Origin of the sequence: Alysiella crassa DSM 2578 (genome assembly GCF_000745955.1) — a bacterium.
GTDB classification, from domain to species: Bacteria; Pseudomonadota; Gammaproteobacteria; order Burkholderiales; family Neisseriaceae; genus Simonsiella; species Simonsiella crassa.
In genome coordinates this window covers 26117-49295 of record NZ_JQKH01000011.1, presented here as the reverse complement: position 1 = coordinate 49295, position 23179 = coordinate 26117, and the positions used below count along the sequence as shown (strand labels likewise).

Annotated in this window: 26 protein-coding genes; 5 read left to right on the top strand and 21 right to left on the bottom strand. The window is 46.2% G+C overall.

The window, feature by feature from the left end; genetic code table 11:
* Positions 1-152 precede the first annotated feature (152 nt).
* The 5 genes from pseB to pseG all read left to right on the top strand — a co-directional run bounded on the left by pseB (position 153) and on the right by pseG (position 5409).
* A complete protein-coding gene (pseB, locus tag Q338_RS03235; protein WP_034291864.1) occupies positions 153-1151 on the top strand; it encodes a UDP-N-acetylglucosamine 4,6-dehydratase (inverting) in 999 nt (332 codons plus the stop codon).
* Positions 1152-1222: 71 nt separating this feature from the next.
* Positions 1223-2536, top strand: a complete 1314-nt coding sequence (gene pseC / locus Q338_RS03230; RefSeq protein WP_034291862.1) for a UDP-4-amino-4,6-dideoxy-N-acetyl-beta-L-altrosamine transaminase — start codon at positions 1223-1225, stop codon at positions 2534-2536.
* Between the two features lie 2 nt (positions 2537-2538).
* Positions 2539-3231 carry a pseudaminic acid cytidylyltransferase gene (gene pseF / locus Q338_RS03225; protein ID WP_034291861.1) on the top strand — a complete coding sequence of 231 codons (693 nt, stop codon included), beginning with the start codon at positions 2539-2541 and terminating at the stop codon, positions 3229-3231.
* A 13-nt stretch (positions 3232-3244) separates the two neighbouring features.
* Complete coding sequence (locus tag Q338_RS13675) at positions 3245-3808, top strand: STM3941 family protein (RefSeq protein WP_051968459.1); 564 nt, start codon at positions 3245-3247, stop codon at positions 3806-3808.
* A complete protein-coding gene (gene pseG / locus Q338_RS03215) occupies positions 3805-5409 on the top strand; it encodes a UDP-2,4-diacetamido-2,4,6-trideoxy-beta-L-altropyranose hydrolase (protein ID WP_034291859.1) in 1605 nt (534 codons plus the stop codon). The genes Q338_RS13675 and pseG overlap by 4 nt, the downstream gene beginning before the upstream one ends.
* A gap of 61 nt (positions 5410-5470) precedes the next feature.
* Here the strand turns inward: pseG and galK are convergent, their stop codons facing one another.
* From galK to Q338_RS03115, 21 genes are all read right to left on the bottom strand, one after another.
* On the bottom strand, positions 5471-6604 hold the full coding sequence (galK, locus tag Q338_RS03210) for a galactokinase (protein ID WP_051968458.1): 1134 nt from the start codon (positions 6602-6604) through the stop codon (positions 5471-5473).
* Between the two features lie 11 nt (positions 6605-6615).
* Positions 6616-7404 (bottom strand): substrate-binding periplasmic protein, encoded by a 789-nt coding sequence (locus tag Q338_RS03205; RefSeq protein WP_051968456.1) that lies wholly within the window; start codon positions 7402-7404, stop codon positions 6616-6618.
* 239 nt (positions 7405-7643) lie between these two features.
* A complete protein-coding gene (locus Q338_RS03200) occupies positions 7644-8504 on the bottom strand; it encodes an SAM-dependent methyltransferase (protein WP_034291857.1) in 861 nt (286 codons plus the stop codon).
* An 80-nt stretch (positions 8505-8584) separates the two neighbouring features.
* Positions 8585-8734 carry a hypothetical protein gene (locus Q338_RS14750; protein WP_169815839.1) on the bottom strand — a complete coding sequence of 50 codons (150 nt, stop codon included), beginning with the start codon at positions 8732-8734 and terminating at the stop codon, positions 8585-8587.
* A 138-nt stretch (positions 8735-8872) separates the two neighbouring features.
* Positions 8873-9355 carry a hypothetical protein gene (locus Q338_RS03195; protein ID WP_034291855.1) on the bottom strand — a complete coding sequence of 161 codons (483 nt, stop codon included), beginning with the start codon at positions 9353-9355 and terminating at the stop codon, positions 8873-8875.
* Positions 9352-10134, bottom strand: coding sequence for a tail fiber assembly protein (locus Q338_RS03190; protein ID WP_051968454.1), 783 nt, complete (start codon positions 10132-10134; stop codon positions 9352-9354). Before Q338_RS03190 ends, Q338_RS03195 begins: the two co-directional genes overlap by 4 nt.
* A gap of 20 nt (positions 10135-10154) precedes the next feature.
* Positions 10155-12044 (bottom strand): phage tail protein, encoded by a 1890-nt coding sequence (locus tag Q338_RS13670; RefSeq protein ID WP_051968453.1) that lies wholly within the window; start codon positions 12042-12044, stop codon positions 10155-10157.
* Entirely contained in the window at positions 12045-12623 is a 579-nt protein-coding gene (locus Q338_RS03180) for a phage tail protein (RefSeq protein WP_034291854.1), read from the bottom strand.
* Complete coding sequence (locus Q338_RS03175) at positions 12616-13752, bottom strand: baseplate assembly protein (protein WP_034291852.1); 1137 nt, start codon at positions 13750-13752, stop codon at positions 12616-12618. Before Q338_RS03175 ends, Q338_RS03180 begins: the two co-directional genes overlap by 8 nt.
* 3 nt (positions 13753-13755) lie before the next feature.
* Complete coding sequence (locus tag Q338_RS03170; RefSeq protein ID WP_034291850.1) at positions 13756-14121, bottom strand: GPW/gp25 family protein; 366 nt, start codon at positions 14119-14121, stop codon at positions 13756-13758.
* 91 nt (positions 14122-14212) lie between these two features.
* On the bottom strand, positions 14213-14824 hold the full coding sequence (locus Q338_RS03165; RefSeq protein ID WP_244773657.1) for a phage baseplate assembly protein V: 612 nt from the start codon (positions 14822-14824) through the stop codon (positions 14213-14215).
* Entirely contained in the window at positions 14787-15896 is a 1110-nt protein-coding gene (locus Q338_RS03160) for a phage late control D family protein (protein WP_034291846.1), read from the bottom strand. Before Q338_RS03160 ends, Q338_RS03165 begins: the two co-directional genes overlap by 38 nt.
* Positions 15884-16102, bottom strand: coding sequence for a tail protein X (locus tag Q338_RS03155; RefSeq protein ID WP_172540025.1), 219 nt, complete (start codon positions 16100-16102; stop codon positions 15884-15886). Before Q338_RS03155 ends, Q338_RS03160 begins: the two co-directional genes overlap by 13 nt.
* The gene (locus tag Q338_RS03150; RefSeq protein WP_034291842.1) at positions 16102-16998 is read right to left on the bottom strand and encodes a phage tail protein; all 897 of its coding nucleotides are present in this window, start codon (positions 16996-16998) and stop codon (positions 16102-16104) included. The genes Q338_RS03155 and Q338_RS03150 overlap by 1 nt, the downstream gene beginning before the upstream one ends.
* Entirely contained in the window at positions 16998-19586 is a 2589-nt protein-coding gene (locus Q338_RS03145) for a phage tail tape measure protein (RefSeq protein WP_034291839.1), read from the bottom strand. Before Q338_RS03145 ends, Q338_RS03150 begins: the two co-directional genes overlap by 1 nt.
* 162 nt (positions 19587-19748) lie before the next feature.
* Positions 19749-19886: a GpE family phage tail protein gene (locus Q338_RS03140; protein WP_034291837.1), complete on the bottom strand. Its 138-nt coding sequence runs from the start codon at positions 19884-19886 to the stop codon at positions 19749-19751.
* A 19-nt stretch (positions 19887-19905) separates the two neighbouring features.
* A complete protein-coding gene (locus tag Q338_RS03135; protein ID WP_034291835.1) occupies positions 19906-20229 on the bottom strand; it encodes a phage tail assembly protein in 324 nt (107 codons plus the stop codon).
* Between the two features lie 81 nt (positions 20230-20310).
* Positions 20311-20829: a phage major tail tube protein gene (locus Q338_RS03130; RefSeq protein WP_034291833.1), complete on the bottom strand. Its 519-nt coding sequence runs from the start codon at positions 20827-20829 to the stop codon at positions 20311-20313.
* Between the two features lie 5 nt (positions 20830-20834).
* On the bottom strand, positions 20835-22223 hold the full coding sequence (locus Q338_RS03125) for a phage tail sheath family protein (RefSeq protein WP_034291831.1): 1389 nt from the start codon (positions 22221-22223) through the stop codon (positions 20835-20837).
* Complete coding sequence (locus tag Q338_RS03120) at positions 22220-22726, bottom strand: Gp37 family protein (protein WP_034291829.1); 507 nt, start codon at positions 22724-22726, stop codon at positions 22220-22222. The genes Q338_RS03125 and Q338_RS03120 overlap by 4 nt, the downstream gene beginning before the upstream one ends.
* Positions 22723-23178, bottom strand: coding sequence for a gp436 family protein (locus Q338_RS03115; RefSeq protein WP_034291827.1), 456 nt, complete (start codon positions 23176-23178; stop codon positions 22723-22725). Before Q338_RS03115 ends, Q338_RS03120 begins: the two co-directional genes overlap by 4 nt.
* Position 23179 lies beyond the last annotated feature (1 nt).

The following is a 23179-nucleotide window of genomic DNA, read 5'->3' as shown; positions in this document are numbered from 1 at the left end:
CAAAATGTAGGGTGCGTACCACGCACCAAATCATTCAAATAATTGAAATTTCGGTGCGTAATACGCACCCTACATGTAGTTGTCGTGTACTGAAAGGCAGCCTGAAAAACTGAAACACATTTTTATTTATTATTTTTTACTGGTAAAACATTATGTTACATAACTCTACCATATTGGTAACGGGCGGAACTGGCTCGTTTGGCAACACCTTTGTTCCCATGACTTTAGCAAAATACAATCCCAAGAAAATCATCATCTTTTCACGCGATGAAATGAAACAATGGGACATGGCAAAACAATTCGCCAACGACAAACGCGTCCGCTTTTTCATTGGCGATGTGCGCGACAAAGACCGCCTGTATCGCGCTTTGGACGGCGTGGATTATGTGGTTCATGCCGCTGCCACCAAAATCGTCCCCACAGCCGAATACAACCCCTTTGAATGCGTCAAAACCAACATCAATGGCGCGATGAACCTGATTGACGCTTGCATAGACAAAGGCGTGAAAAAAGTGGTCGCGCTCTCCACCGACAAAGCCAGCAGCCCCGTGAATTTGTATGGCGCAACCAAACTCGTGTCCGACAAACTGTTTGTGGCGGGCAACTCCTATTCGGGCGAACACGGTACGCGCTTTGCGGTGGTGCGCTATGGCAATGTCATGGGGTCGCGCGGTTCGGTCATTCCCTTTTTCTTATCAATCAAAGACAAAGGCGTGTTGCCGATTACCGACAGCCGTATGACACGTTTTATGATTTCTTTAGAACAAGGCGTGGAATTGGTTTGGCATGCATTTGAAGATATGGTTGGTGGTGAAATTTATGTGAAGAAAATCCCATCTATGACTATCGGCGATTTGGCGACTGCAGTCGCACCCGAATGTAAACAAGAAATCATTGGTATTCGCCCAGGAGAAAAATTGCATGAACAAATGATTAGTGCTGAAGATTCCTATTACACCTATGAATATCCCGAACATTTTAAAATTTTGCCTGTGATTAATAACTGGGGAGAATCACCTGAACGCATTAAGGATGGCGTAAAAGTGCCTGAAGGTTTTGTTTATTCTAGTGATAACAATAAAGAGTGGATGACACAAGATGAGTTGAAAGCATGGATTTCAGCAAATCAGAATAAAATTGGCAAAATTTAAGTTTTCAGGCTGCCTGATGATTTCAGGCAGCCTGAAAAAAGTTTCACTCACGATTTACAAGAGAAAACAAGATGATACCCTACGGTAAACAAACCATTTCTGAAGCCGACATCGCCGCCGTTGTCGCCACATTAAAATCCCCCTATCTGACACAAGGCAATAAAGTTCCTGAATTTGAACAAGCATTGGCACAATATTGCGGCGCAAAACACGCCGTTGCGGTAAACAGCGCGACTTCTGCGCTGCACATTGCCTGTCTTGCGCTGGGTTTGGGCGCGGGCGATGTGTTGTGGACAACGCCGACCACCTTTGTCGCGTCCGCCAATTGCGCCCTGTATTGCGGCGCACGCGTGGATTTTGTGGACATAGACCCGAAAACATTTAATATTTCCATCAATCATTTAGCCGAAAAATTAGCCCAAGCCAAAATCGCAGGCTGTCTGCCGAAAATTGTCGTGCCTGTGCATTTGTGTGGCGAACCTTGCGATATGGCAGCCATCAAACAATTGGCGGACGAATATGGCTTTAAAATCATTGAAGACGCGTCTCATGCGATTGGCGCAAGCTATCGCGGTGGTAAGGTGGGGAATTGCGAATTTAGCGACATTACCGTATTCAGTTTCCACCCTGTGAAAATCATCACCACCGCTGAAGGGGGCTTGGCAACCACCAATAGTGTTGATTTGGCAAACAAAATGGCGCGACTGCGTTCACATGGCATTACACGCGAAAACAGCGAAATGGTCGGCGAATCAGATGGAGGGGCGGAAAATCGTTTGACGAATGTTCAGTTTGATGGCAGAAATTCGTCAGAACAAGGCGGAAATACGAGCCAATGCGCCACATTGGCGAGTAATTCCAACGCAGTTATGGCGGATTTATGTCAGCAAAATGAGCGTTTGGCAAATGATTTTCCGCCCCCTTGGTATTATCAACAGATTGATTTAGGCTATAACTACCGCATGACCGAAATGCAAGCCGCGTTGGGTTTAAGCCAATTATCGCGTTTGGACGAATTTGTGGCACGCCGTCATGTATTGGCAGCACAATATGATGATTTATTGGCGGATTTACCTGTGGGCTTACCGTTCAGGCAGCCTGAAAATGTGTCAGCATTGCATTTGTATCCCGTGCTGGTTGCGCCAGAAAAACGCCGTCAAGTATTTGCTTATTTGCGACAAAATGGCATTGGCGTGAATGTGCATTATATTCCTGTGCATACGCAGCCGTATTACCGCGAACAATTCGGTTTCGCGCACGGCGATTTCCCCAATGCGGAACATTATTATGCACAGGCAATCAGTTTGCCCTTGTATTTTGATTTATCAGATAATGAACAAAAACAAGTGGTTGAGACATTGAAACGCGCATTACAGGCAGCCTGAACATGACCCTAGCGATTATCCCAGCGCGTGGCGGCAGCAAACGCATTCCACGCAAAAACATTAAATTATTCAATGGCAAACCCATGATTGCCCACAGTATTTTGGTGGCGCAACATTCAGGCTGCTTTGAACGCATTATCGTGTCCACCGATGACGATGAAATCGCCCAAATCGCGCAACAATATGGCGCGGAAGTGCCATTTACGCGCCCAGCCGAATTATCGGACGATTTTGCCACCACGGGCGCAGTCATCGCCCATGCGGTTGATTTTATGCAAAAACAAGGCGGCTGGCATGGCGACATCGCTTGCTGCATTTATGCGACTGCGCCCTTTATTCAGGCAGTCGATTTGCAAATTGGCGCAACAAAATTGCGTGAAACGGGCGCGGATTTTACCTTTTCCGTAACCGATTACGCTTTCCCCATTCAACGCGCTTTGAAATTGGACGATGCGGGCGAAGTGGCGATGTTCCAACCTGAAATGTTTGCCGTGCGTTCGCAAGATTTGGCAACCGCTTGGCATGACGCAGGGCAATTTTATTGGGGAAAAACAAGTGCTTGGCTGGCACAAAAACCGATTTTCAACAGCAAAAGCGTGGGTGTGAAATTGCCGCGTTATCGGGTGCAAGATATTGATACGCCTGATGATTGGGAACGCGCAGCATTATTGGCGAAAATTTTTCAGGCTGCCTGAAAAGGAAAACAAAATGAGTGAAACCATTTACATTTATCCTTCAAAAACCAAATTGGCTTTCTCGATATTAGGGGCGATGGCTTTTGTGCTTATTGGCGTTGTCATCATCACAGACAGTTTAAATAAAAACGATATGGAAAAGGTCATGATTGGGGTGGGATGTAGCGCATTGTTTGCTTTGTGCAGCATAATGGGGTTCATCAAACTGTTACAGCGCAATCGCCCCATATTGGAAATCAATGCACAGGGCATCATTGACCACAGTAATACATGGGGGCTAATTCAATGGCAAGACATCGCCTTTATCAGCACCATCGCGATACAAAGGCAAAAATTCATTTGTATTGATGTGTATGATGAAAGCATTTTTTTGGCACGCACATCGGGTATCAAAAGAAAATTGATACTTTTAAATAAAAAATGGGGATTTCCACTCATTACATTCAATGTAGCAGCGGGGAATCATTCAACAGAACAAATCATGACTGAAATGAAAACGCGCTTAAATCATTTTAGAGAAACGCGATTAAATAAAGCACAAAAGCAATTAAGTTATTTTAAGAAAAAGAAAAAATGAAATTCCTTTTCCGAGCAGACGCTTCCCTACAAATCGGGAGCGGACACGTCATGCGTTGCCTGACTTTGGCAAATGCCTTGCGCGAACAAGGGCATACGGCAAAATTCATCACACACGCCCATGTGGGGCATTTGGCAGATTTGATTGAAAAACAAGGATTTGAATGTATTTTGTTGCCTTGCCCCCAACCTAATCCTCCCTCGCAAGCAGGGGAGGGAAAACATGGGTTTTCAGGCAGCCTGAAACATGCCGCGTGGCTAGGCACAACGCAAGAACGCGATTTTGCCGAATGCGAACCACATATCCTTGATTTTCAACCCGATTGGATTATTTGCGACCACTACGCGCTGGACGCGACATGGCAAAATCTCGCGCAAAAAATTTGCCCAACCAAAATCGCCGTGATAGACGATTTGCACGACCGCCCACACCAAGCCGATGTTTTAATTGACCAAAATTGGGGACACCGCGCCCAAGATTATGCCGATTTGTTGCCGCCCCATTGTCGCGTTTTGGCGGGTACGCGCTATGCTTTGTTGCGCCCAGAATTTGCATTTTGGCGCAATAAAATGCCTGAAATATCAGTAAAAAAAGCATTTTCAGGTAGCCTGCAAAAGGTTTTGCTGAATTTGGGCGGTGTGGACAAAGACAACATCACACTCAAAATCTTGCAAAATTTGGCAGAAAATGGCAAAAATACGCTTGATTTAACCGTGGTCATGGGCGCGAGCGCACCGCATATTGCCAGCATTCACCATTTTGCCCAAAATGCACCTTTCCCCTGCCAAGTGATTGTTAATGCAAACAATATGGCTGAATTGATGGCGCAGTCGGATTGGGCGATTGGCGCGGCAGGCAGCACATCTTGGGAGCGTTGTTGTTTGGGTTTGCCCACCATTTTACTGGTTTTGGCGGATAATCAACGCCCTATTGCCCAACAATTACAATCAGTTGGCGCAGCATTGGCATTTGATGTGGCAGAAATCGGTTCAGCAAAATGGCAAAAGGCTTTGGCGACTTTCAGCCAGCCTGAAAACCTGTCGCAAATGGCAGAAAATGCCAAAAAGCTGTGTGATGGCAAAGGCGTGGCGCGTGTCATCAATCAAATCATGAACATCACTCATCAAACCGACCACACACAAATCCGCCCCGCACAACATGATGATATGAAAATGATTTTTGACTGGCGCAACCACATCAGCATACGCCAATTCATGTTGCAACAAGATGAATTGATTTGGGAAAATCATCAAAATTGGTTTACAAAACAATTAAGCAACCCCAATTTCAAAATGTTGATTTACACGGTCAATCAAATGCCACAAGGCTACATCAGTTTTACCCAAATTCCTGAAAAAACAGATTGTTGGGAATGGGGCTTTTACACCGCGCCCGATTGTCCGCGTGGGCATGGCACACAAATGGGGCATTTGGCATTGGCATGGGCGTTTGGCGAACTGGGAGCGTGTGAAATTCGTGGGCGCGTGTTGCCGCACAATGGCGCGAGTTTGCGTTTGCATGAAAAATTGGGCTTTTTCAGGCAGCCTGAAAATGCGGAAATGGTTGATTTTTCATTATTTTCACATCAATTTTTATTTTAAAAAACAAAACGCCCGATAAAATCATTATCGGGCGTTAAACCGTTCAGGCTGCCTGAATCATTTACAAAACATGAACCCTAGAATGCGCCGTACAAACAAACACTTCTTCTTTCAAACCCGTTTGTTTTTCATAATGTTGCGCCAAATGATTTTTCACATCATTAACCAAATCATGCGGCAACAACGCCACCACACAACCGCCAAAACCGCCACCTGTCATGCGCACGCCACCGCGTTCGCCAACGATTTCGCCAATCAAATCCACCAACAAATCCACAGCAGGGTGCGTGATTTCAAATTCATCGCACATGCCGATGTGGCTTTCCGCCATCAGGCGCGACAAAGTGGCGATATCATTGTTTTGCAATGCTTTTGCTGCGTCCAAAGTGCGCTGATTTTCCTGAATGATGTAGCGCGCGCGTTTGGCGGCAATCTCGTCCAAACCCGCTTTGCCTGCGTCAAATTCAGCCAGCGACACATCGCGTAAGGCTTTCACGCCAAAGTGTTTTGCTGCTGTTTCGCATTGTTCGCGGCGCGTGTTGTATTCGCTGCCGACCAAGCCGCGTTTTACATGAGAATGCACAATCATCACGCTTAAATGTTTCGGAAATTCAATGTCTTGGATTTGCAGGCTGCGGCAATCAATCAACAAAGCGCAATCGGTTTCGCCACACGCGCTGGTCAGTTGGTCCATGATGCCGCATTTGCAGCCGACAAATTCATTTTCGGCAAATTGTCCGATTTTGGCGATTTGTGCGTTTTCCAATTTCAAATCAAACAGTTGCGAAATCGCTTTGCCCACAGCCACTTCCAAAGCCGCCGATGAACTCAAACCTGCGCCCTGCGGCACATTGCCGTGTACCGCCATTTGAAAACCTTTCGGAAAATCAAAACCTTGCTGCTGCAATGCCCACACCACGCCACGCACATAGTTTGCCCATTGTTTATCTGATGATGCAATGGCTTCGCGCAAATCAAATTCATCGCGCTCGTCATAATCTACTGCGTAAACAGACACTTGGCTGTTTTCATTCGCTGCAACGGCAACATCGGTGTAAAAATCAATCGCGCAGGGGAACACAAAACCGTCATTGTAGTCGGTGTGTTCGCCGATTAAATTCACGCGACCGTGTGCGCGGACGGTCATTTCAGGCTGCCTGAAAAATTGTTTTGCAAACATATCGTTTAAATTCATTTCCTTATCCCTTATTGTTTAGACCAATATTTTTGGTAAATTCTGTCGTAGGTGCCGTCTTGTTTGACTTTATTCAAGCCCATATTCAAGCGATGTACCAATTCATTATCGCCTTTTTTCACCGCCCAACCGTAATGCGAAATGGGCGAATTGGCTTCGTAAATAATGTGGAAATTGTGTTCAGGGTATCTGGTTTTATAATATTCCAAAGTAATGCTCGCGCCCACCATTGCTTCGGATTCGCCGCTAATCAGGCTTTTCACCTGCCCCCACACGCTCTCGGGATAGACCATATTTGAACCCGATTCATTGGCAAAAATCGGTGTCAATTTCTCGTAAACAGTGTTTTGGCGCAAATTCACTTTTTTGCCTTTTAACTCGCTGAATGATTTGGCTTGCGCCAGTTTGGGTATAACCATCACACCTGTTTTGTAAGGCAAAACGGGGTCGGTAAAATCCATTTTTTGGCGGCGTTCATCGGTAATGGTTATGGAACCTAATAACATATCCGCTTGATTATTATCTAATTTATTTAATAAACCTTGCCAAGTATCAATGGTGTATTCCACCGTAAAACCTTGTTTTTCGGCAACGGCTTGCAGCAATTCAGCTTCAAAACCTTCTACTTTATTCGTTTTGGTGTCGTGCATCACCACAGGAAATTTGGATAATTCGCTGGCAACACGGTAAACGCTTTTGACTTCTTTGGGCGGTGTGTTTGGATTGGCTTGCTCTTTTTCGCAAGCGGTCAATGCGAAAATCCCCAATAATAAGGTCATTTTGGCAATATAATTGCTCATTTGTGTTCTCCATATCATTTTATATTTGAAAAATTACACTACATTACAAAGTATACAATAATTTTTATGACGATTGATAACTTGAACATGGCGTTTTTGTGCTAAATCTGATGCCATGCACGAAATTTACTCTTATCTTGGCAAGATAAATTATCTTGTAATTTGTTTCACTATCTGCAATACCATTACAAAAATAAAACAGCAAATGCGATGATACCGTCGTATTTGCTGTTTGTTGTTTAAGCTATCTCAAATGCACTATTTAATTTATACACCAAGTTGTCTTCATATTGCGCGTTTTTATTCAAATGAACCTGAACATTGATTTTGCGATAGCCAGCAAAGTGTTCCCAGCCGTCCAATTTGTAGCCAATAACCAAGTTCAAATAATCCAAGAACTCCGACCGCGTGGAACTGAAAAACACAAATGGCGGTCGCACCAAACGCATCAATTTCAAAAATTCCACCATTCCGAAGTAGGTTTCGTTACGATATGCGCCTTGCGCGGTGCAAACATACGGTGGGTCAAACAAAAACAGTACCTTGTCGCGCCCAATCCATTGGGGCAATAAATCGGCATACGATTGCGATGTGATTTCCAGACCGTCTAAATAGCCGTCTGCCTGTGGATAATCGCTGATGCGAACGCCATTGTAATAAGTGTGATTGTGCAACAAATCATCTAAATCAGTCGTTTGCCGACCACTAAACAGCAACCAACTTGCCACGCTGTGCAAATCAACATAGCCGTCAAATGATTTTAAGGCTGCCTGAACCTGTTTTTGTGTATTTTCAGGCAGCTTTTGATTGCGCGGAATGTGCTGGGTTAAATCAAAAATGATTTGTCGCAAACGATTGGTATCGTTGATGTTTTGCAAACGCGTGGCATAATCATCAAAATCATTGTAAATCACGCGAGCAGCAGGTTTGCCGCGTTTTGCCGTGTGTGCCAGCAAACCTGAACCGCCGAACACATCAATAATTGTCCAACCTACACCATCATCGGCGATACATTGGTTTAAAACCTGTTTGAATGCCGTTAAAAAGCGGCGTTTTTGCCCTGTGAAAGGGAGCGGTGCTTGATAAAAATTTTGCGTCATATTGCGCCCTCAAAGAAAGCGCGTGTGCCTGTGTCCAAACACACGCGCTGGTTGGGTACGCAAAGGTACGCTGAAAAAAATTAAGCATTAAAAGTGTTAAAGTGCTTACAACGTCTGCATTTCATCATGATTTGGTAATCTGTGCCTGTGGCTTCGCCAAGTTTGCGTTTGCAATCTTGGCAAATTAAGGCGCGATATGATGGAAAAGCGTTTTTGTAACGATGTTGCATATTGTGAAAATCCTGTGTCTTGTGCGACAATTCAACCGCTCTTGCAAGAGTACGGTTAAAAAGGCTGAACGCAGGGACTGCTGCCGAAAGCTGGCGCGGAGAACGGTGGTTACGACACCGCCGCGCAGCCGTCTTTTTTTATTTTCGGGTAAAGCTGTTAATCAGTTGGAAACGGTGAGCAAGGCTGTTTGGGCTATATTGCGCTGAATTTTCCAAGCCCAGCACTTTGGCACACCACTCGCTGCAAAACCAGCGTTTCGGATGTTGCCGTCCGATTCGCCAAACCACACCGATTGCACCCCAATAATCGTATTTTTGCCCTTTGGTCGCGCCAAAATGCGTATTCAAGCGATAAATCAAAGACAAATAATCTTGCTGAATGGGGATTAAATCCCATTTATCCGATGGCAGGTGCATGGTTTTGACACGCACACCACCATCTCGCAAACTGCTTGAATAGCAATCAAATTGTCCATCATGGCGTGAAACGGCGATTTCGCAATGTGCGTATTCGCCGCCTGTGGCTTTTCGCACGAGCCAATCCAAACTTTTGAATAATAAAGTTTTCAGGTCTTTACCTTGCTTTTTGCCTTTGTAGCAAGCCAAGTAAAATTCGCTCATGCTGCTGCCCCACTTTCAGGCAGCCTGAACGCGATTTCAATTGCGCTCAATTCATCTAATGTTTTTGCCACTTCAATTTGTGTTTGCAATGCTTGGCGTTGTCCCACAACAAACGCTGTCAATGCTTCATATTGCTGGGTTTTACGCAATGCCGCCTGTTTCAGCGCATCGGCTGGTACACCACGCGCTGCCGCGATTTTGTCTAAAATCGGGGTTGGTACTTCAGGATTTTGCGCCCATGCTTTCGCTTCAATTGCTTGTAAATTCCATGATTGCAATTCAAACTCTGGCACTTTATTCGTGCCAGCAGCTTGCGCGATAAAGTTTTGCGCTGCTGTATTGAGTTCTTGAACGCGCTTATCTTTAGCAGCCTGAAAACTTTCTGCTGCTAATCGGTAGGCTGTTTCGGTGGGAATAGTCCATTTTGTGCCGTCCCACTCGTGATGTTCACTGGGGCGTGGCTCTGTTGTTACATTTTCAGGCAATTCGCCGATTTGTGTGATGATTTGTGCCAAGCCTGTTGCGGTGTTATAAACGGTTTCGCCGCGATGGTCGGGTTGATAAATCCACACTTGGTTTGCAAAATCATATTGTGCGGCGTATCCATCTTTGGCTTCAGGCGGCGTAATTTCGTAGCAACCTGCAGGAATTAAATAGCTTCCATCTTTTGCGTAACAATCCAATTCGGCGGTCGTTGTAAACAGAAATACGCCGTTCTCATCTAATTGACAAACAGGTTTATAAAAGATTTTTTGCCAGTCTAATTTTGAATAATCCATTTTATTTTCCTTTGATTTAATTAAATTTTAATGCAAGCTAAAAGGGCAATATTGCGTGGACGAGTTTCGCCGCCCCCCGTGTGTGCTGTAGCAAGATTGAATGAACCTTCCCAACGTCCAATATTACCGCTTGCGATTGCATTATCCGTAACACCAGCCTCGTGATACAAACCCCAGTTTGTTCCGTGGCTATGTGAGCGCAATTCATCGCCCTGCCAACTACCCAAAATACGCCCCGCATCATTACCACGCCCATCGTCCCACACACGCAAAAACTCACCACGCAAATCAGGAATATTGAATGTCGTTGAGCCATCACCTGCGCCATAATGCGTTCCGATTGCAGCAAATAATCGTGAGTATGTTGTGCGTGAAATCGCTGCACCGTTTGCCTTTAACCAGCCCGACGGGGCATTTGTACCCAAAAAATAGACAACTGTGCCGCTCGGCACGGCATTATCTAATTGACTATCAAAAACAATGTTGCCCAAATCTGTGTTATCAACTTGTGCTTTTAAGCGCGAGCCACTCCAACCAATTTTTATTGCGTTATTATTTTGCCCAACACCACCACCTTGTTGCACAGGGGCATAACCCAAATCCGCCCAAGTAGGCTTATTGCCGCCATGGTAAACAGGCTGTTCAGCATAAGTAAGCGTACCGTTGTCTTTCAATCGCAATGTTTTACTTGATTTTGTATTATGCAAGTAACAACTATCCGTACCAATTGCGAACACAAATGTTCTATCGCTATGTTTTACTGATACACCGCTAGCGGACAATACATTCAGGCTGCCTGAAAAGGTTTTTTCGCCGCCAATTGTTTGATTACCTGACAATTTAACGACATCGCCATCTAGTGCAAGCGTACCAGCGCGTGTTGGTAAATTCAGTAATACGCCACCTGAATTTGCGGCACTATCACGTTGAACAAAATAAGCATTGTCTGCACTTGCTTCAAACAGCCATTTTTTTGTTGTCCCTGTCGCTGTAGATTTCAAGACCACCGCAGGATAGGCATTTGTCAATTCAATACTACCGCTCAACGATTGACTGCCTGTAATGCCGTAACCTGAAAATGTGTTCGGTTTATCACGAATATTCGCCCAATCCACACCATCTATGCGAAATGCCTCACCCCAGCCAGACAAATTTCCATTTGCGTATTGCCGCCATACTTCGCCATTAGGCAGTTTACTTTCACGATAAATTGCCACAGCACCAGTACGATCACGCCACAATTTAACTGTTTTCAAGCTACCATTAATGTGCACATTAGTTAATTTCGCTTTATCAGAAAAGCCCTCATATACACCCACTGGTAATTGCTCGGGGGTGGCATCTTGAAATGCCACGACAGGTGTAATACTTGGGACAGGTGAGCGCATATCTTGTACTTGTTGCAAAACTGGTTTACCAACAATTCCGTCCCACGTTTTTGCTGCAATTTGTTCTGCTAAAATTTTCCCCTGCGCTGCAGTCAATGCTTCATTTTGTGCATCACTTGTTAAAGTATTGTTTAATTTAACAATACCCGCTACGCTTGTCGTTGCTTTATCAATTTCATGTGTATGCGTATTAGAAACCGCGCTGTTTTGACTTGTCGCTGTGATTTTTGACGGCGTACCCAGCGACAAAGTCATGTTGTCGCGCAACACGCCACCGCCCGATAAACCAGCCCCAGCAGTCAAACTGGTGGTTTTTAGCGCAAATTGTTGGGTTGCGGTTTGCTGATTTGTGCCGATAAGCGCGATGGCTCGCGCAATCTCATTTTTTAGCCACAAAGTACGATTTGCCAATTGACGTGTGGGTCTATTATCAATACCGTTTTCGCCTCCCATTACTGGATCGGACGTTTCCCATTGATAAATCCCTGCTTCCCATGTTGCTGTTTCGCGTAAATTTGCCATTTATGCTGTTCCTCTGTTGAATTGCCCATTGCGTTGGGCTCTACCGTCATGTTTTAAAGCAGCAGCCTGAAAATCCAAAGCTGCTAACACACAACGCGCTGGTGCAAATGCTGCTAATGTTTTACGAAGTAAAAAGGATTGGTCATTTGTGATTGGGTAACTCATCAGAATACGGTAATGCGCCCATCGGTCATGATGTCCATACACATATTTTCCATCACGAGTAATTTCACCATTGTGTTTTTTGTTGCCTAGCCCTTCTATAATCTGCACTTCGCCAAATCCCAAACGCCGTACAATTTCACGCACCGCCCACGGTGTCCCCTTGTATCTGTGCAATTCATACGCACCTTTAATCAATTTGCGCCTTGCGCTGTCGCTTTCCGCCAGCCAGTAGCCATCTTCATTCAAAATACTTCGGCTTTCGGCAAGCAATTCAAGGTGTTCAGGTGCAAGCAAATCCACCAAACGCGGCATCAATTTTGGCGTATCCACCAAATCCAAACGCAAACCCAAATCCGCTAAAATTTTGTAGCGTTGGTCGCGTTCAATGATTTCTGCATAGCTTAATTTAGCCATCTTGCTGCTCCGCTTTGATTAAAATGCGAACGGAAGTGCATCGTGCCCATTGATTAGGCTGAATAATCCGCAGAGTCGGTGCATTCAAAATCACGTTATACACGCCAGCCACTTGTAAAACCTTTTGAATATCAAGCGGCACAATGTCGCCGCCCAATTTTTCACGTCTTTGGCTTTCGTATTTTGCCCACGCGCTTTCGGCTGCTGCTTTCACTTCCAGCGCATTTGCACCTGTGAATAAAACCAATTCCGCGTTCAAGGCATAATCCACCGTTTCAGGCGCACGCACCGAAACCGTGTCGCAGAGTGGACGTTTCTTTTCGCCTGATAATTCAGTTTGAACTTGCGCCAACAATTCACGTTCAGGCAGCCCTGTTTTGGTTAAAACGGTAACCGCCACCGTGCCACCAATCGCGTTACCCAAATTGTCCAACGCATTGGCAACATGAACATCACAAATCGCTGGCGACACCGCTCGCGCCCAATATTGATACGCACCCACCGAACCTGCGACCGAGAAACTTTCAGGTGCAAGCAACACGCGCTCGCGGTAGGCATCATCGCTTTCCACTTCCGCTCCACCAGTCGGCACAGAAATATTGTGCGCGGTCATTCGTGCGCCTGTGAGCGATGTGATAAGCGTATTGATTTGTCCTACTGCCCAGCCATTACCGCGCAAACCCGTTTCCAAACAGGCTGCCTGTAAATCCATTTGCGGACGATTTGGCGATAATTGCCCCTGTTCAATTGTGGCAAACACCACATCGCCCACCGAAACTTGTGTACCCATCGGGATATTGACTTCGCCCACAAATTCAGTCGCGCTAAAACGCAAAGTGCAACGCGCCGCGCTCGCTTCTAAACGTGGCGTATTCACATCATCACCACACAAATCCAACATCAAACCTGTGGCAAAACGGACGTGCTGTTGGCGATAGGCTTCGTTGATTTGCTGGTGGGTCAATGTGGTTCGGTAGGCGAAAGTGTTAATCAGTAAGCGTTCAATGTGCGCTGGTTGCAGAGTTTTGCCTGTTCGCTGCTCATAATCGGCAATCATCTCGGACAGGATTTTTTCGGGATTGTCGTCCACGATTTTGACGTTTTCGCGTTGCAAATCTTTCATGTTCATGTGTTATTTCCCCGAATAAATCCGCGTTTGGTGCAATTCGCCCCAAATTTCATCAGCCACGCGCCATTGCACAATCATGGTGATGTGTGGTGCATTGCCTTCAAATTTCACGTTTTCCACTACCGCTCGTTTTTCCCAAGTCTGAATGGCTAAAACCACTTCACGCACCACATTGGGGATAAACACATCTTCGGGCGTGTCCAAATAGTCAAAATGGTTTGAGCCAAAGTCGGGGCGCAACACATCTGCGCCTTTGCGCGTGGACAAAATATGGTGTATGCACAAATCAATGTCGTCCGCGCCTTGCGTGATGCCGTTGCCATTGGGGGCAAGTTGCCAATGTTTAGAGATAGGGGTGTCGTAATTCATGGGACAATTATCGTTTCAGGCTGCCTGAAACGCTTTTAAAGCGCATTAAAAAAGCCCTGCGGATAATCCGTAGGGCTTTTTTGAGAAGAAATTATTGTGCGGAACTGGTCGGCGCACCATCGCCTTGCTCTGTGTGAACGTGATTTTGCAATGAAATTGTACCTGCTGAAATGTCGCCTGTTGCTTTCAGGCTGCCTGTAATCGTTGCCGCGTTTGCGCCACCGCCCGAGCCGCTCATGCCAGCCGTGTAAGTCAGTAAACCGTTTACGGTCAAGGTTTTTTGTACCACGCAATCCGCGTCCACAGTAACCACGCCGCTTGTTTTAATCAATACATCGCCAGTTTTTCTGTTGTGTTGAATGCGTGTGCCATTGCTGTATTGCAAAACGTGCAAATCACGGCTCGTGGCTGGCACAGGGTCGCTGTCATTATAAATTGCGCCCAAACACACGCCATTTTCGCCGCGAGCGTCCAATAAACACACAACCAACGCGCCCATATCAGGCAAACAATAAAACTGGTTACCCCCTGCGCCCAAAGTGATGACGGACAACCAGTCGGTTTGCAGATTTTCCAAAGCTGGCAAAACCACGCGCACAGCGTGTTTTTTATCGTCAATTTCCGCAACCGTGCCAAATTGCAAGGTTGCGCCAAAATCATGATTTTCAGGCTGCCTGAACATTTTGCTGTTCCTTTTCTTCATCAATGTATTCAATCATTTTGACTTCAATTTCCGTCAAATAACCGCTCGCCCGATTGTATTCATGCCGCGCTTGTTTAACCAAATAACGACCGCTTAATTTGCCATAGCGTTTCAACTCAATCATTTGTCCAGCAACCAATTTCGCATTACCAAACAGCGTAATCGTGCCAGCGCATTGTTCATCTTGCGCGTCATCAAGGGCAGATTGAGCGCGTTGGTCTAATTGCGCTTGGCTTTCGCCTTTGTTTGCCGTGATTTTGAGTGTGTCGGTGGTGGTTGGTTTTTTGGCGGATTTTCGGCGCGGTTTGGCGTGTTTGGTGCTTGTAACGGTTTTCTTGGTTTTGGGGTCGTAACCGCGCACTTCAACCGCTTGCGGAACGCCTTTAATCAAATCACGCAAACGCACACGCAACACATCAGTTGGGTCTAACACCGCCACCGCTTCACGTTCCACTAATTCAGCTCGGTCGGCAAACACCAATGTATCGCCCACGATTTTGAAACTGTGTCCGTAATCTTTCGCCAAGCGTGTTAAAAATTCCACATCACGCTCTTGGTATTGGGTAACGCGGTCAATTTTAATCTCGCGCACCGTACCCGACACATTCAATTTCAAGCGTTTGGCAACCGTGCGGACAATTTCTGCCAACGTGGTTTTTTCATACGATTTGGGTTGATTGGTGCGGTTGGCTTTGCTGATACCCGTTGCCAATGCTTTTAGTAATACACGATGACCGCTACTTTCTTGATTGTATTCAATTTCGGCAATTTCAAAACTGCCCCATTTAATCAAACCCGTGAATTGGTCGCCCATGCTCATCGTCAATTTATCGCCCTGTTCGGGATACCAAGACCGCAACCAGCGACCGTCCACATCTTCAAACTCAATTTGTAGCTCGTCTGATTGTTCTGCTAAATAATCGGTGTAAATCACCGAAAGCAAATAAGGGGCAACATCTGCCGTGATGTTTTTCTGCTCGTATTGCAACAAAAAATCAGGGCGTGTAACAGGGTGTTGATTGGCATTCAGGCTGCCTGAAATCAAATTTGAAACCAAATTTAGCGCATCCATGGTGGCATATCCTGCTGTTGTTGATTGCTTGTTTGTTGAATAACGGGTACAAACACCGTTAAACCACTTTCAAATTGTTCAGCCAATGACAAATGTGGATTAGCCGCAATCAAACGATTGATTTCAAATGCTGTGCCATAATGTTTATGCGAAATCGTGTCCCAACGGTCGCCGTCTCTCGTGGTATAGATTAAAACACCATTCATCAGCTACCCTTTCGCGTGGCAATAAAGGCAGTCAGCGTTTGCACCGCGCTTGCGCCGTTTTGTAAACTTTCAACTGCTTGGTCTACCGAGTGAATGCCACTATCCAACCACGAGCCAATTTGATTACTTTCAAAACCTTGTCGCAATAAACCCACAGCATTGCCCAATTGTGAAGTCGCTTGTGCCGATTGCGCCACAAAAGTCGCCACACCAGCCAAATCGCCCAATTTATCCGTGATTTCAGGCAGCCCATTCAATTTACCCAAAGCCGAACCACCAATATTCAGCGCGTCCGAAATCGCGTGTAATGCCCCAGCAGGGTCATGGCGCAATTCTTTTGCTTGATAAACCAAGTGCTGCATTTGCCCGATTTCTTTTTCTACCGTGCGATAGACTTTAACCGCTTTTTGTACATTTTCAACAATGGGCAAAACCTGACCGCGTACACTTTCAGGCAGCATGGATAATAAGGGATTTTGTTTACCGCTCATCACGGCTGGCGTGGGCAAAGGATTGTTTGGGTCGCCGACAAATTCAGTCAGTTCAATATCCAACTCACGCGCTGCCGTGCGACCGTATCCGTCCATTTGCGTGGTGCGCGATGTCAATCGCCCAATCACAAACCAGCCAACAAATCGCCCCGAACCGTACACCAACGATACGGCTTGTTGCGCTTCTTTCGCGCTAACCAAACCACGATAAGCCCTGTCCACATCGCCCAAACGCCAATGCAAACGCACTTCAAACCGCAATGTCGTCAAATCATTGCCCATCGCTTGTAAACGCGGTCTGCCTTTGAGTACATCATGTTTGGCAAAATTCGCCGCATGGCTTTCTTCAAACGATGTAAAACTGTTCAAGACTTCCAAACGAACACCGCCCAGTTGAGCAAACATCAATAAGCCCTCCGCATTTTTTCTGCCACCACACGTTCCAGCATTTTTTCAAATTCATGCAATGACATTTGTAAACCTTGTTGCATTTGCGCCGACACATTACCGCCACCGTTGATGTTAATGGTCGGATTAAAATGTACCGTAATTGCGCCGTTTTGCGCTTGGGTATGTTGGCGAGCTTGTTGAATAGCTTGCGTGGATTTGCCTAATTTTTCAGCAAAATCTGCTTTCACATTGCCCCAAACACCTGATACATTGGTTTTCAGGCTGCCTACGCCATTTGTGAAACGCTGTTTCAAATTGTCCGCTAATTGCCCCATGCGCGAAATCGGTTGATTTTCTTTGCGTGAAATACCGATGTTCAGACCTTCCATCAGCCAGCCACCAAATCGCCCAAATACACGAGATGGCGAGTGAATGCCCATCATGCTTTGGAATTTAGATTTGATGTTGCTGGCTAAACTTTGAATGCGTCCCAAAACCGCGCTTGCACCAGCCTGAATGCCATTGAGCAAGCCCTGCATCAAATTACGCCCAAAACCAGCAAATTGAGACGGCAAGCTGGCAAACCAGCCAATCACAGGCGCAAACACAGCCCGAAACAAACCCAAAGGCGAAAAGCCCATAATCGCCGATGAAATAAAACCAATCCCTTGACTGAATACCGCTTTGATACTTGTCCACGCAGCCTGAAAAAACTGGCTAATGCTGCGAGCCACATTGCCGACCACATTAGACAAATCTTGCCACAGCAATTTTGCCCCACCGACTACACCGCTCCACCGTGTATAAAGCAGATATGCCGCCGTTGCCAACAAGCCCAAAGCCATGCCAATGGGTGTCATCAACAGAAAACGCCCCAATGCCATAAACGCCTGACCGACCATAGGCAGAAAACGAATAAGCATACCGCCCACACGCACCACACCCGCAAAAGCCGAGCCAATCAAACGAAAACCAGCCGACACCCACGCGCCCACACGTCCCAATCCAGCCAAAATGGTTCGTGCTTGTACCGCCGATAAACCCAGTAAGCGCAAAGCCATCACGCTGCGCCCCACGCTCAACAGTTGTAAAGCCCCTTTCACACGCAACAGCGAACCAGCAAAACCCAACATTCTGCCAGCCGTGCCAAAAAACAGGCTACCCAGCAAACTCAAACCAAAACGCACCGCCAAGCTACCCACTTTAAACGCTGCCAATGCTGCAATGCCCAAAAAGATGTTTTTAATCAAATTGGGATGCGCTTCGGCAAAACGGATAAAGCTGTCCACCAAAGGCTTCATTTCATTCAATAAAGCATTCACGGCTGGCAACATGACCGAGCCAATATTGATGCCCAAATGCGCCATTTGGTTTTTGAATAACTGCAAATTGTTGGCGGTGGTCGCGGAACGAGCGGCAAACTCTTTGTCCATGCTACCTGAAAAACTGGGTTTGCCGTCTTTGCCTTTGGATTGCAAAGCATCTATGGATTTTTGATAGGTTTCCAAACTGCCCGACAACACCGCTACATCATCGGCGTATTCCAAACCAAACAAATCCACCAATGTCCCCATTTGCTGGTCTTTGGGTAATTTGTTGATGGCTTTCAAAAAGTCCATTAAGGCTTGTTCGCCATTTTGGGCAATGTCTTTTTTAAGCTGTTTGGCGGAAATGCCCATGCTTTTTAAGGCAGCCTGAAAATCTTTACCGCCTTTTTCGGCGGTCATCAATTTTGTCAGCATACCGTTGATAGCTGTACCAGCGACTTCGGGCGTTTTACCTAATGAAATAAGGGCATTAGATAAAGACGCGGTTTGCAATTCTGTCAAGCCAAATTGTTTTGCAATACCACCCACACGCCCAAGCGTGTTCACAATATCGCTGGCTTTTGCAGGGCTATTATTGGACAAATGGTTAATCGCATCGCCCAATTTGCCAATTTCTTTAATGGGGATTTTGTACACATTGGCGAGTTTTGCCATGCTGTCGCCAGCTTGTTCGGCGGACATATCAAACGCCACCGACATTTTGGCAACTGTTTCTGTGAAAGCCGCCAAATCCTGTCGTGCAATGCCCAATTGTCCGCCACTTGCCGCAATCGCCGCCAATTCTTTGCCAGCCATTGGAATGCGATGGGTCATGTTCAACAAATCCTGTTCCATTTGTTTGAACTGCTGGGGTGTGTCAAAGTCCACGACTTTTTTTACATCCGCCATCGCACTTTCAAAATCCATTGCCATGCGAATAGGCACAAGCACCGACCCCATGCCAGCAAACGCGCCAATCGCTTCCGAGCGCAATTGTTCACGGTATTCACGTGCATTGCCTAGCTTGGTTTGCACACCTTGTTTCCAAGATTGGGCGCGGTTTGCGCCGCGTAAAGTTTGTCCCAAACGCTCGTGTTGGCGTTGCAAACGTTGAATATCTTGGCTGCCTGATTGGGCATTACGCCGTATGGCTCGCCCCAAAACATCGTATTCGCGTTGCAATAAAGCCGTGCTGTTTCTCAAATCGGTATTGCCACGCAACAGCGAACGAAAAGCCGCCATTGTGCCGCCTACGGCTGCCCCAATTTTGACGACTATTGATAATTCTGCTGACATGGTTTATCCTATGAAAAATATGAATTTTTAAAACAAAGGGACTGAAAAATGGCGTTTATTGGCGTATTCGGTTTTGTGTTTGGGGCGTTGGCTTTATTGGCGATTATGGCTGGGGCAATTTACGGTTTGTTTTTAAGTGCCAAAGTCTTGTTTGGTAAATAATCACAAGCCTTTGCGATAACCTGCTTTGATTTGGCGGCTCGCTTCTTGCTGAAACACCATAAAATCATCAACACTTAAATCATCAATTTCTTGAATGCCCCAGCCATACCACCACGCAGTGTCCGCGCAAGCCGACAATAATTGAGCGTAAAATGCTTTACTGTTCAGACTTTTGGATTTTTGGGATTTCTGTTTTCGGTTTTTGCTGGCATTGGCGAAACCAGTCTTGCAACTGGACATAATCGCTTAAATCCAATTCCTCCAAATCTTCGGGGATAAGCCCTGCCAATCGCGCAATCAGCGCAATTTCTTGTTCTGCTTCGTTTTGATAATGAGACACCGAGCGCAAATCGCCTACTTTGGCACGGCGCATGGTTACTTGATTGAGTTCACGACCGTCTGCCAGTTGCACAGGGACGTTCAGTTGAATGGTTTGTGTGATACCAATTTGTTCACGGATTTGTTTGACTTGATTTTGCATGAAAAAACTCACTTTGTTGTTGAAAAACAAAGTGAGTTTAGTGTTTCAGGCTGCTTGAAACTTTTAAAGTTGATTAAAAAATTACGCGCCCAAATTTTTGCGCCATTGGCTCAAAACATCTACACCATCTACACGCAGTTGATTGTTGAACACATCAAAATGCAACAGTTCACGACCGCCCAATTTCTGATTAATGCTGTGAATTTTGAAACTGCTGGGCATATCCGCCAATTCTTTGGGTTTATACGTCCCCAAGCCGACTTTATTGAACATCACGCCCAACACCGTTACCAACGGCAATTCCGCCAATCTGCCCTGCGCATTGTAGGTTTCCACGCTGCTGCGTACCATCAATTGCACGGCTTTATAGGGATTGTACATTTTGACTTTGGCACGCTGGTCAAAGCTGTTCCATTCAATTTCGCCTTCCATCTCTTTGAAACCCATAGGCAAAGACGGTGTGCCGATTAAGCCCAAAGCCTTATATTCTTCAAATTCATTTTCAATTTCAGGCAGCTTGATTTCGCCAGCTTGCCCCACAAAATTTACGCCGTCTAAATAAACATTGGCGTTGCTGATAATGTTAATGGAAACACTCATCTCGCTTATCCTTTATTGGAAACCAAGTTAATCAAATATTTGCGCGTCATCACGCTGGTGTTGCTGGCGCGTTCCATCGGCAATTTTGGCGTGTAATCGTATTTCAACGGCACTTGCCCTTTGCTGAATGCGTCCACCAAATCATAGTCATGGTCTAATTCTACGCTGAAACCCACCAAACTTTTTTGCGTACCCAAATAGGTGCGAATGCCTTCCAGCAAGCTGTCAATCAGCGCGTCATCAATTGGCAAATCCATGTATTGCAATTCAAATTGACGAATGCTTTCATCAATCACATCGCCCGTGCGTTGTGCCACTTCAAAGTTTTTGATGTGGGTGGTGGTCGGGAAACAAGCCAAACGGTTGCCCCATAAGCGATAGCCTGTTCCAAACGAATTGAATACGGTCGTGATGCCCACTTCGTTCAGTTGATTGGTTTCAGACTGCTTGTCATCCAAGCGAGCGGTAAGCGGAAATTCCATGCCTGTTACGCCCAATAATTCACGATTGGATGTGGAAAACCAATAACCTTGTTCTACATCGGTTTTCATGCGTAAACCAGCCGCGTGAACCGCCAAACTTTCCAATACATCGCCATTTTTCACATGGGGATAAAACAAATGAACACGGTCAGATGAAGTGTAAAAGTTAATGCTGCCTGACACGCCACGTCCTTGAATGGCTTGGCTTAATTTTGTGCCTTTGGGTGCTGACACATAGGCAATCGCATTTAACTGTTCTGCTGACACCCCCAAAGCCGCTCGCATGGTAGCTGTTTTGTCAAATTCAGGGGCGATGATGATTTTCGCGTCTGAACCAAACAGCGTATAGCCCTCACGAACCAGTTCCAAACCTGTGCGTTTACCTGTTGCCGCGACATACGCGCCTTTGATGTCGGCTTCGGTAACTTTGCTTGGGTCTAAATGGGTGTAGCTGATTTTGGGTGCAGCGCGGCGAGCTTTAAACTGTACTTCGCCCGTTGTCATGTTTACCGTGTAATCGGTGTTGGCGGTCAAAACGGTTGTGCCATCTTTCACATTGGCAACAGCAGTTAAAGCAGGTTTGCGCGTTTTGGCAATCAGCGTATTGGGATCTTGGGTCAAGACTTCATCCACCACATCGGTTTTGTGGCGAGCAGGGTCTAATACATTAACCACATACACCTTACCGCTTTTGTAGCGCGTTAAAATATCGGCAGCATCGGCAATGGTAAATCCTGCGCCAACAATATTGCCAAATTGGGCAAAATCTTTCACGGTTTGGCAAACGGTTAATTCATTGACCGCGCCACTTTGTGCCGTGCCAATCAAAGCCGTAATTGCGCTGGGAACGCCATACACAGGGCTCGAACCGCCGTCTATGCGCTTGGTTTCTGTGCCGTGATGATAAGTCATGGTGTGTTTCCTTTGAGTTGAATATGGGGATTGAGTGGGTCGCCATCTTGTCGCACATACACGCTGGTTAAGCGCGGACGATTATCAGGCTGGCAAACTTGAATTTGCTCGGTTTCGGTTTGCAAGCGCAATTCGTATTGCCATGCCCCTGCGGTTTCATCTAAAAAGCCTTCTGACAGCAAATGAATGGGGCTACAATCAACAGGACGGTGTCCCACCACCGCCAAACGGATTTTGTCCAATAAATCCAATGTACCAAAATCATGGTGCAAATTGCGCCCAAAAACCGTCAAATGGATTTTCAGTATTCTTTGCTGAACAATGGTTTGCAATGCACGAGGCGGTTCAAATTGACTGCCTGAATATTGCACCAGCACCGCTCCAACTGGGTGCATAAAACGGTATTCGCTGGGACGGTCGGGAAACAAACGCACTTCCAAATTGGGCAAGGCAGCCTGAATGTGTGCCGTTAAATCCTGCAAAATGGGGACGGTTACGCTCATGGATAATCGCTCCAATCGTGTTTCACACCAGCGCGAACATGGTACGCACCGCGTTCAGATTGCCAACGCTCTGTTGCCGCTTTTTCGGCTTCCAAACTTTTCACGCCGATGTGAACTTTGCCATCGCGGATTTGTTCCAATAATTTGATGGCATTGTCATAGGCAGCCTGTAAAGGTTTGGGAAATTCGGCGGTGTTAATACGCCGACTGTGCAACCAATGTCGCGCCAATGTCCGACAAATTGTGCCAATTAAGCTCGGAACAGGTTCAAGTGGCACGGTATAACGCCCCATTAAATAGCCATCCGCCAATTCACAAGCCTCTGCAATCGCCATGTCCACAATCGTCCAATCGGGTTCGGTCGCGTTGTAATTGCTGATGTCATCTTGGGTCAGTTGCACCAATTCGGCGCGGCTGATGGCTTTTTCCAAGTCGGAACGGCTGATGTACATG

Coding starts and splice junctions, on each gene's coding strand:
- pseB (WP_034291864.1), top strand. CDS start 153: ATGTTACATAACTCTACCATATTGGTAACGGGCGGAACTGGCTCGTTT.
- pseC (WP_034291862.1), top strand. CDS start 1,223: ATGATACCCTACGGTAAACAAACCATTTCTGAAGCCGACATCGCCGCC.
- pseF (WP_034291861.1), top strand. CDS start 2,539: ATGACCCTAGCGATTATCCCAGCGCGTGGCGGCAGCAAACGCATTCCA.
- Q338_RS13675 (WP_051968459.1), top strand. CDS start 3,245: ATGAGTGAAACCATTTACATTTATCCTTCAAAAACCAAATTGGCTTTC.
- pseG (WP_034291859.1), top strand. CDS start 3,805: ATGAAATTCCTTTTCCGAGCAGACGCTTCCCTACAAATCGGGAGCGGA.
- galK (WP_051968458.1), bottom strand. CDS start 6,604: ATGAATTTAAACGATATGTTTGCAAAACAATTTTTCAGGCAGCCTGAA.
- Q338_RS03205 (WP_051968456.1), bottom strand. CDS start 7,404: ATGAGCAATTATATTGCCAAAATGACCTTATTATTGGGGATTTTCGCA.
- Q338_RS03200 (WP_034291857.1), bottom strand. CDS start 8,504: ATGACGCAAAATTTTTATCAAGCACCGCTCCCTTTCACAGGGCAAAAA.
- Q338_RS14750 (WP_169815839.1), bottom strand. CDS start 8,734: ATGCAACATCGTTACAAAAACGCTTTTCCATCATATCGCGCCTTAATT.
- Q338_RS03195 (WP_034291855.1), bottom strand. CDS start 9,355: ATGAGCGAATTTTACTTGGCTTGCTACAAAGGCAAAAAGCAAGGTAAA.
- Q338_RS03190 (WP_051968454.1), bottom strand. CDS start 10,134: ATGGATTATTCAAAATTAGACTGGCAAAAAATCTTTTATAAACCTGTT.
- Q338_RS13670 (WP_051968453.1), bottom strand. CDS start 12,044: ATGGCAAATTTACGCGAAACAGCAACATGGGAAGCAGGGATTTATCAA.
- Q338_RS03180 (WP_034291854.1), bottom strand. CDS start 12,623: ATGGCTAAATTAAGCTATGCAGAAATCATTGAACGCGACCAACGCTAC.
- Q338_RS03175 (WP_034291852.1), bottom strand. CDS start 13,752: ATGAACATGAAAGATTTGCAACGCGAAAACGTCAAAATCGTGGACGAC.
- Q338_RS03170 (WP_034291850.1), bottom strand. CDS start 14,121: ATGAATTACGACACCCCTATCTCTAAACATTGGCAACTTGCCCCCAAT.
- Q338_RS03165 (WP_244773657.1), bottom strand. CDS start 14,824: ATGAAGAAAAGGAACAGCAAAATGTTCAGGCAGCCTGAAAATCATGAT.
- Q338_RS03160 (WP_034291846.1), bottom strand. CDS start 15,896: ATGGATGCGCTAAATTTGGTTTCAAATTTGATTTCAGGCAGCCTGAAT.
- Q338_RS03155 (WP_172540025.1), bottom strand. CDS start 16,102: ATGAATGGTGTTTTAATCTATACCACGAGAGACGGCGACCGTTGGGAC.
- Q338_RS03150 (WP_034291842.1), bottom strand. CDS start 16,998: ATGTTTGCTCAACTGGGCGGTGTTCGTTTGGAAGTCTTGAACAGTTTT.
- Q338_RS03145 (WP_034291839.1), bottom strand. CDS start 19,586: ATGTCAGCAGAATTATCAATAGTCGTCAAAATTGGGGCAGCCGTAGGC.
- Q338_RS03135 (WP_034291835.1), bottom strand. CDS start 20,229: ATGCAAAATCAAGTCAAACAAATCCGTGAACAAATTGGTATCACACAA.
- Q338_RS03130 (WP_034291833.1), bottom strand. CDS start 20,829: ATGAGTGTTTCCATTAACATTATCAGCAACGCCAATGTTTATTTAGAC.
- Q338_RS03125 (WP_034291831.1), bottom strand. CDS start 22,223: ATGACTTATCATCACGGCACAGAAACCAAGCGCATAGACGGCGGTTCG.
- Q338_RS03120 (WP_034291829.1), bottom strand. CDS start 22,726: ATGAGCGTAACCGTCCCCATTTTGCAGGATTTAACGGCACACATTCAG.
- Q338_RS03115 (WP_034291827.1), bottom strand. CDS start 23,178: ATGTACATCAGCCGTTCCGACTTGGAAAAAGCCATCAGCCGCGCCGAA.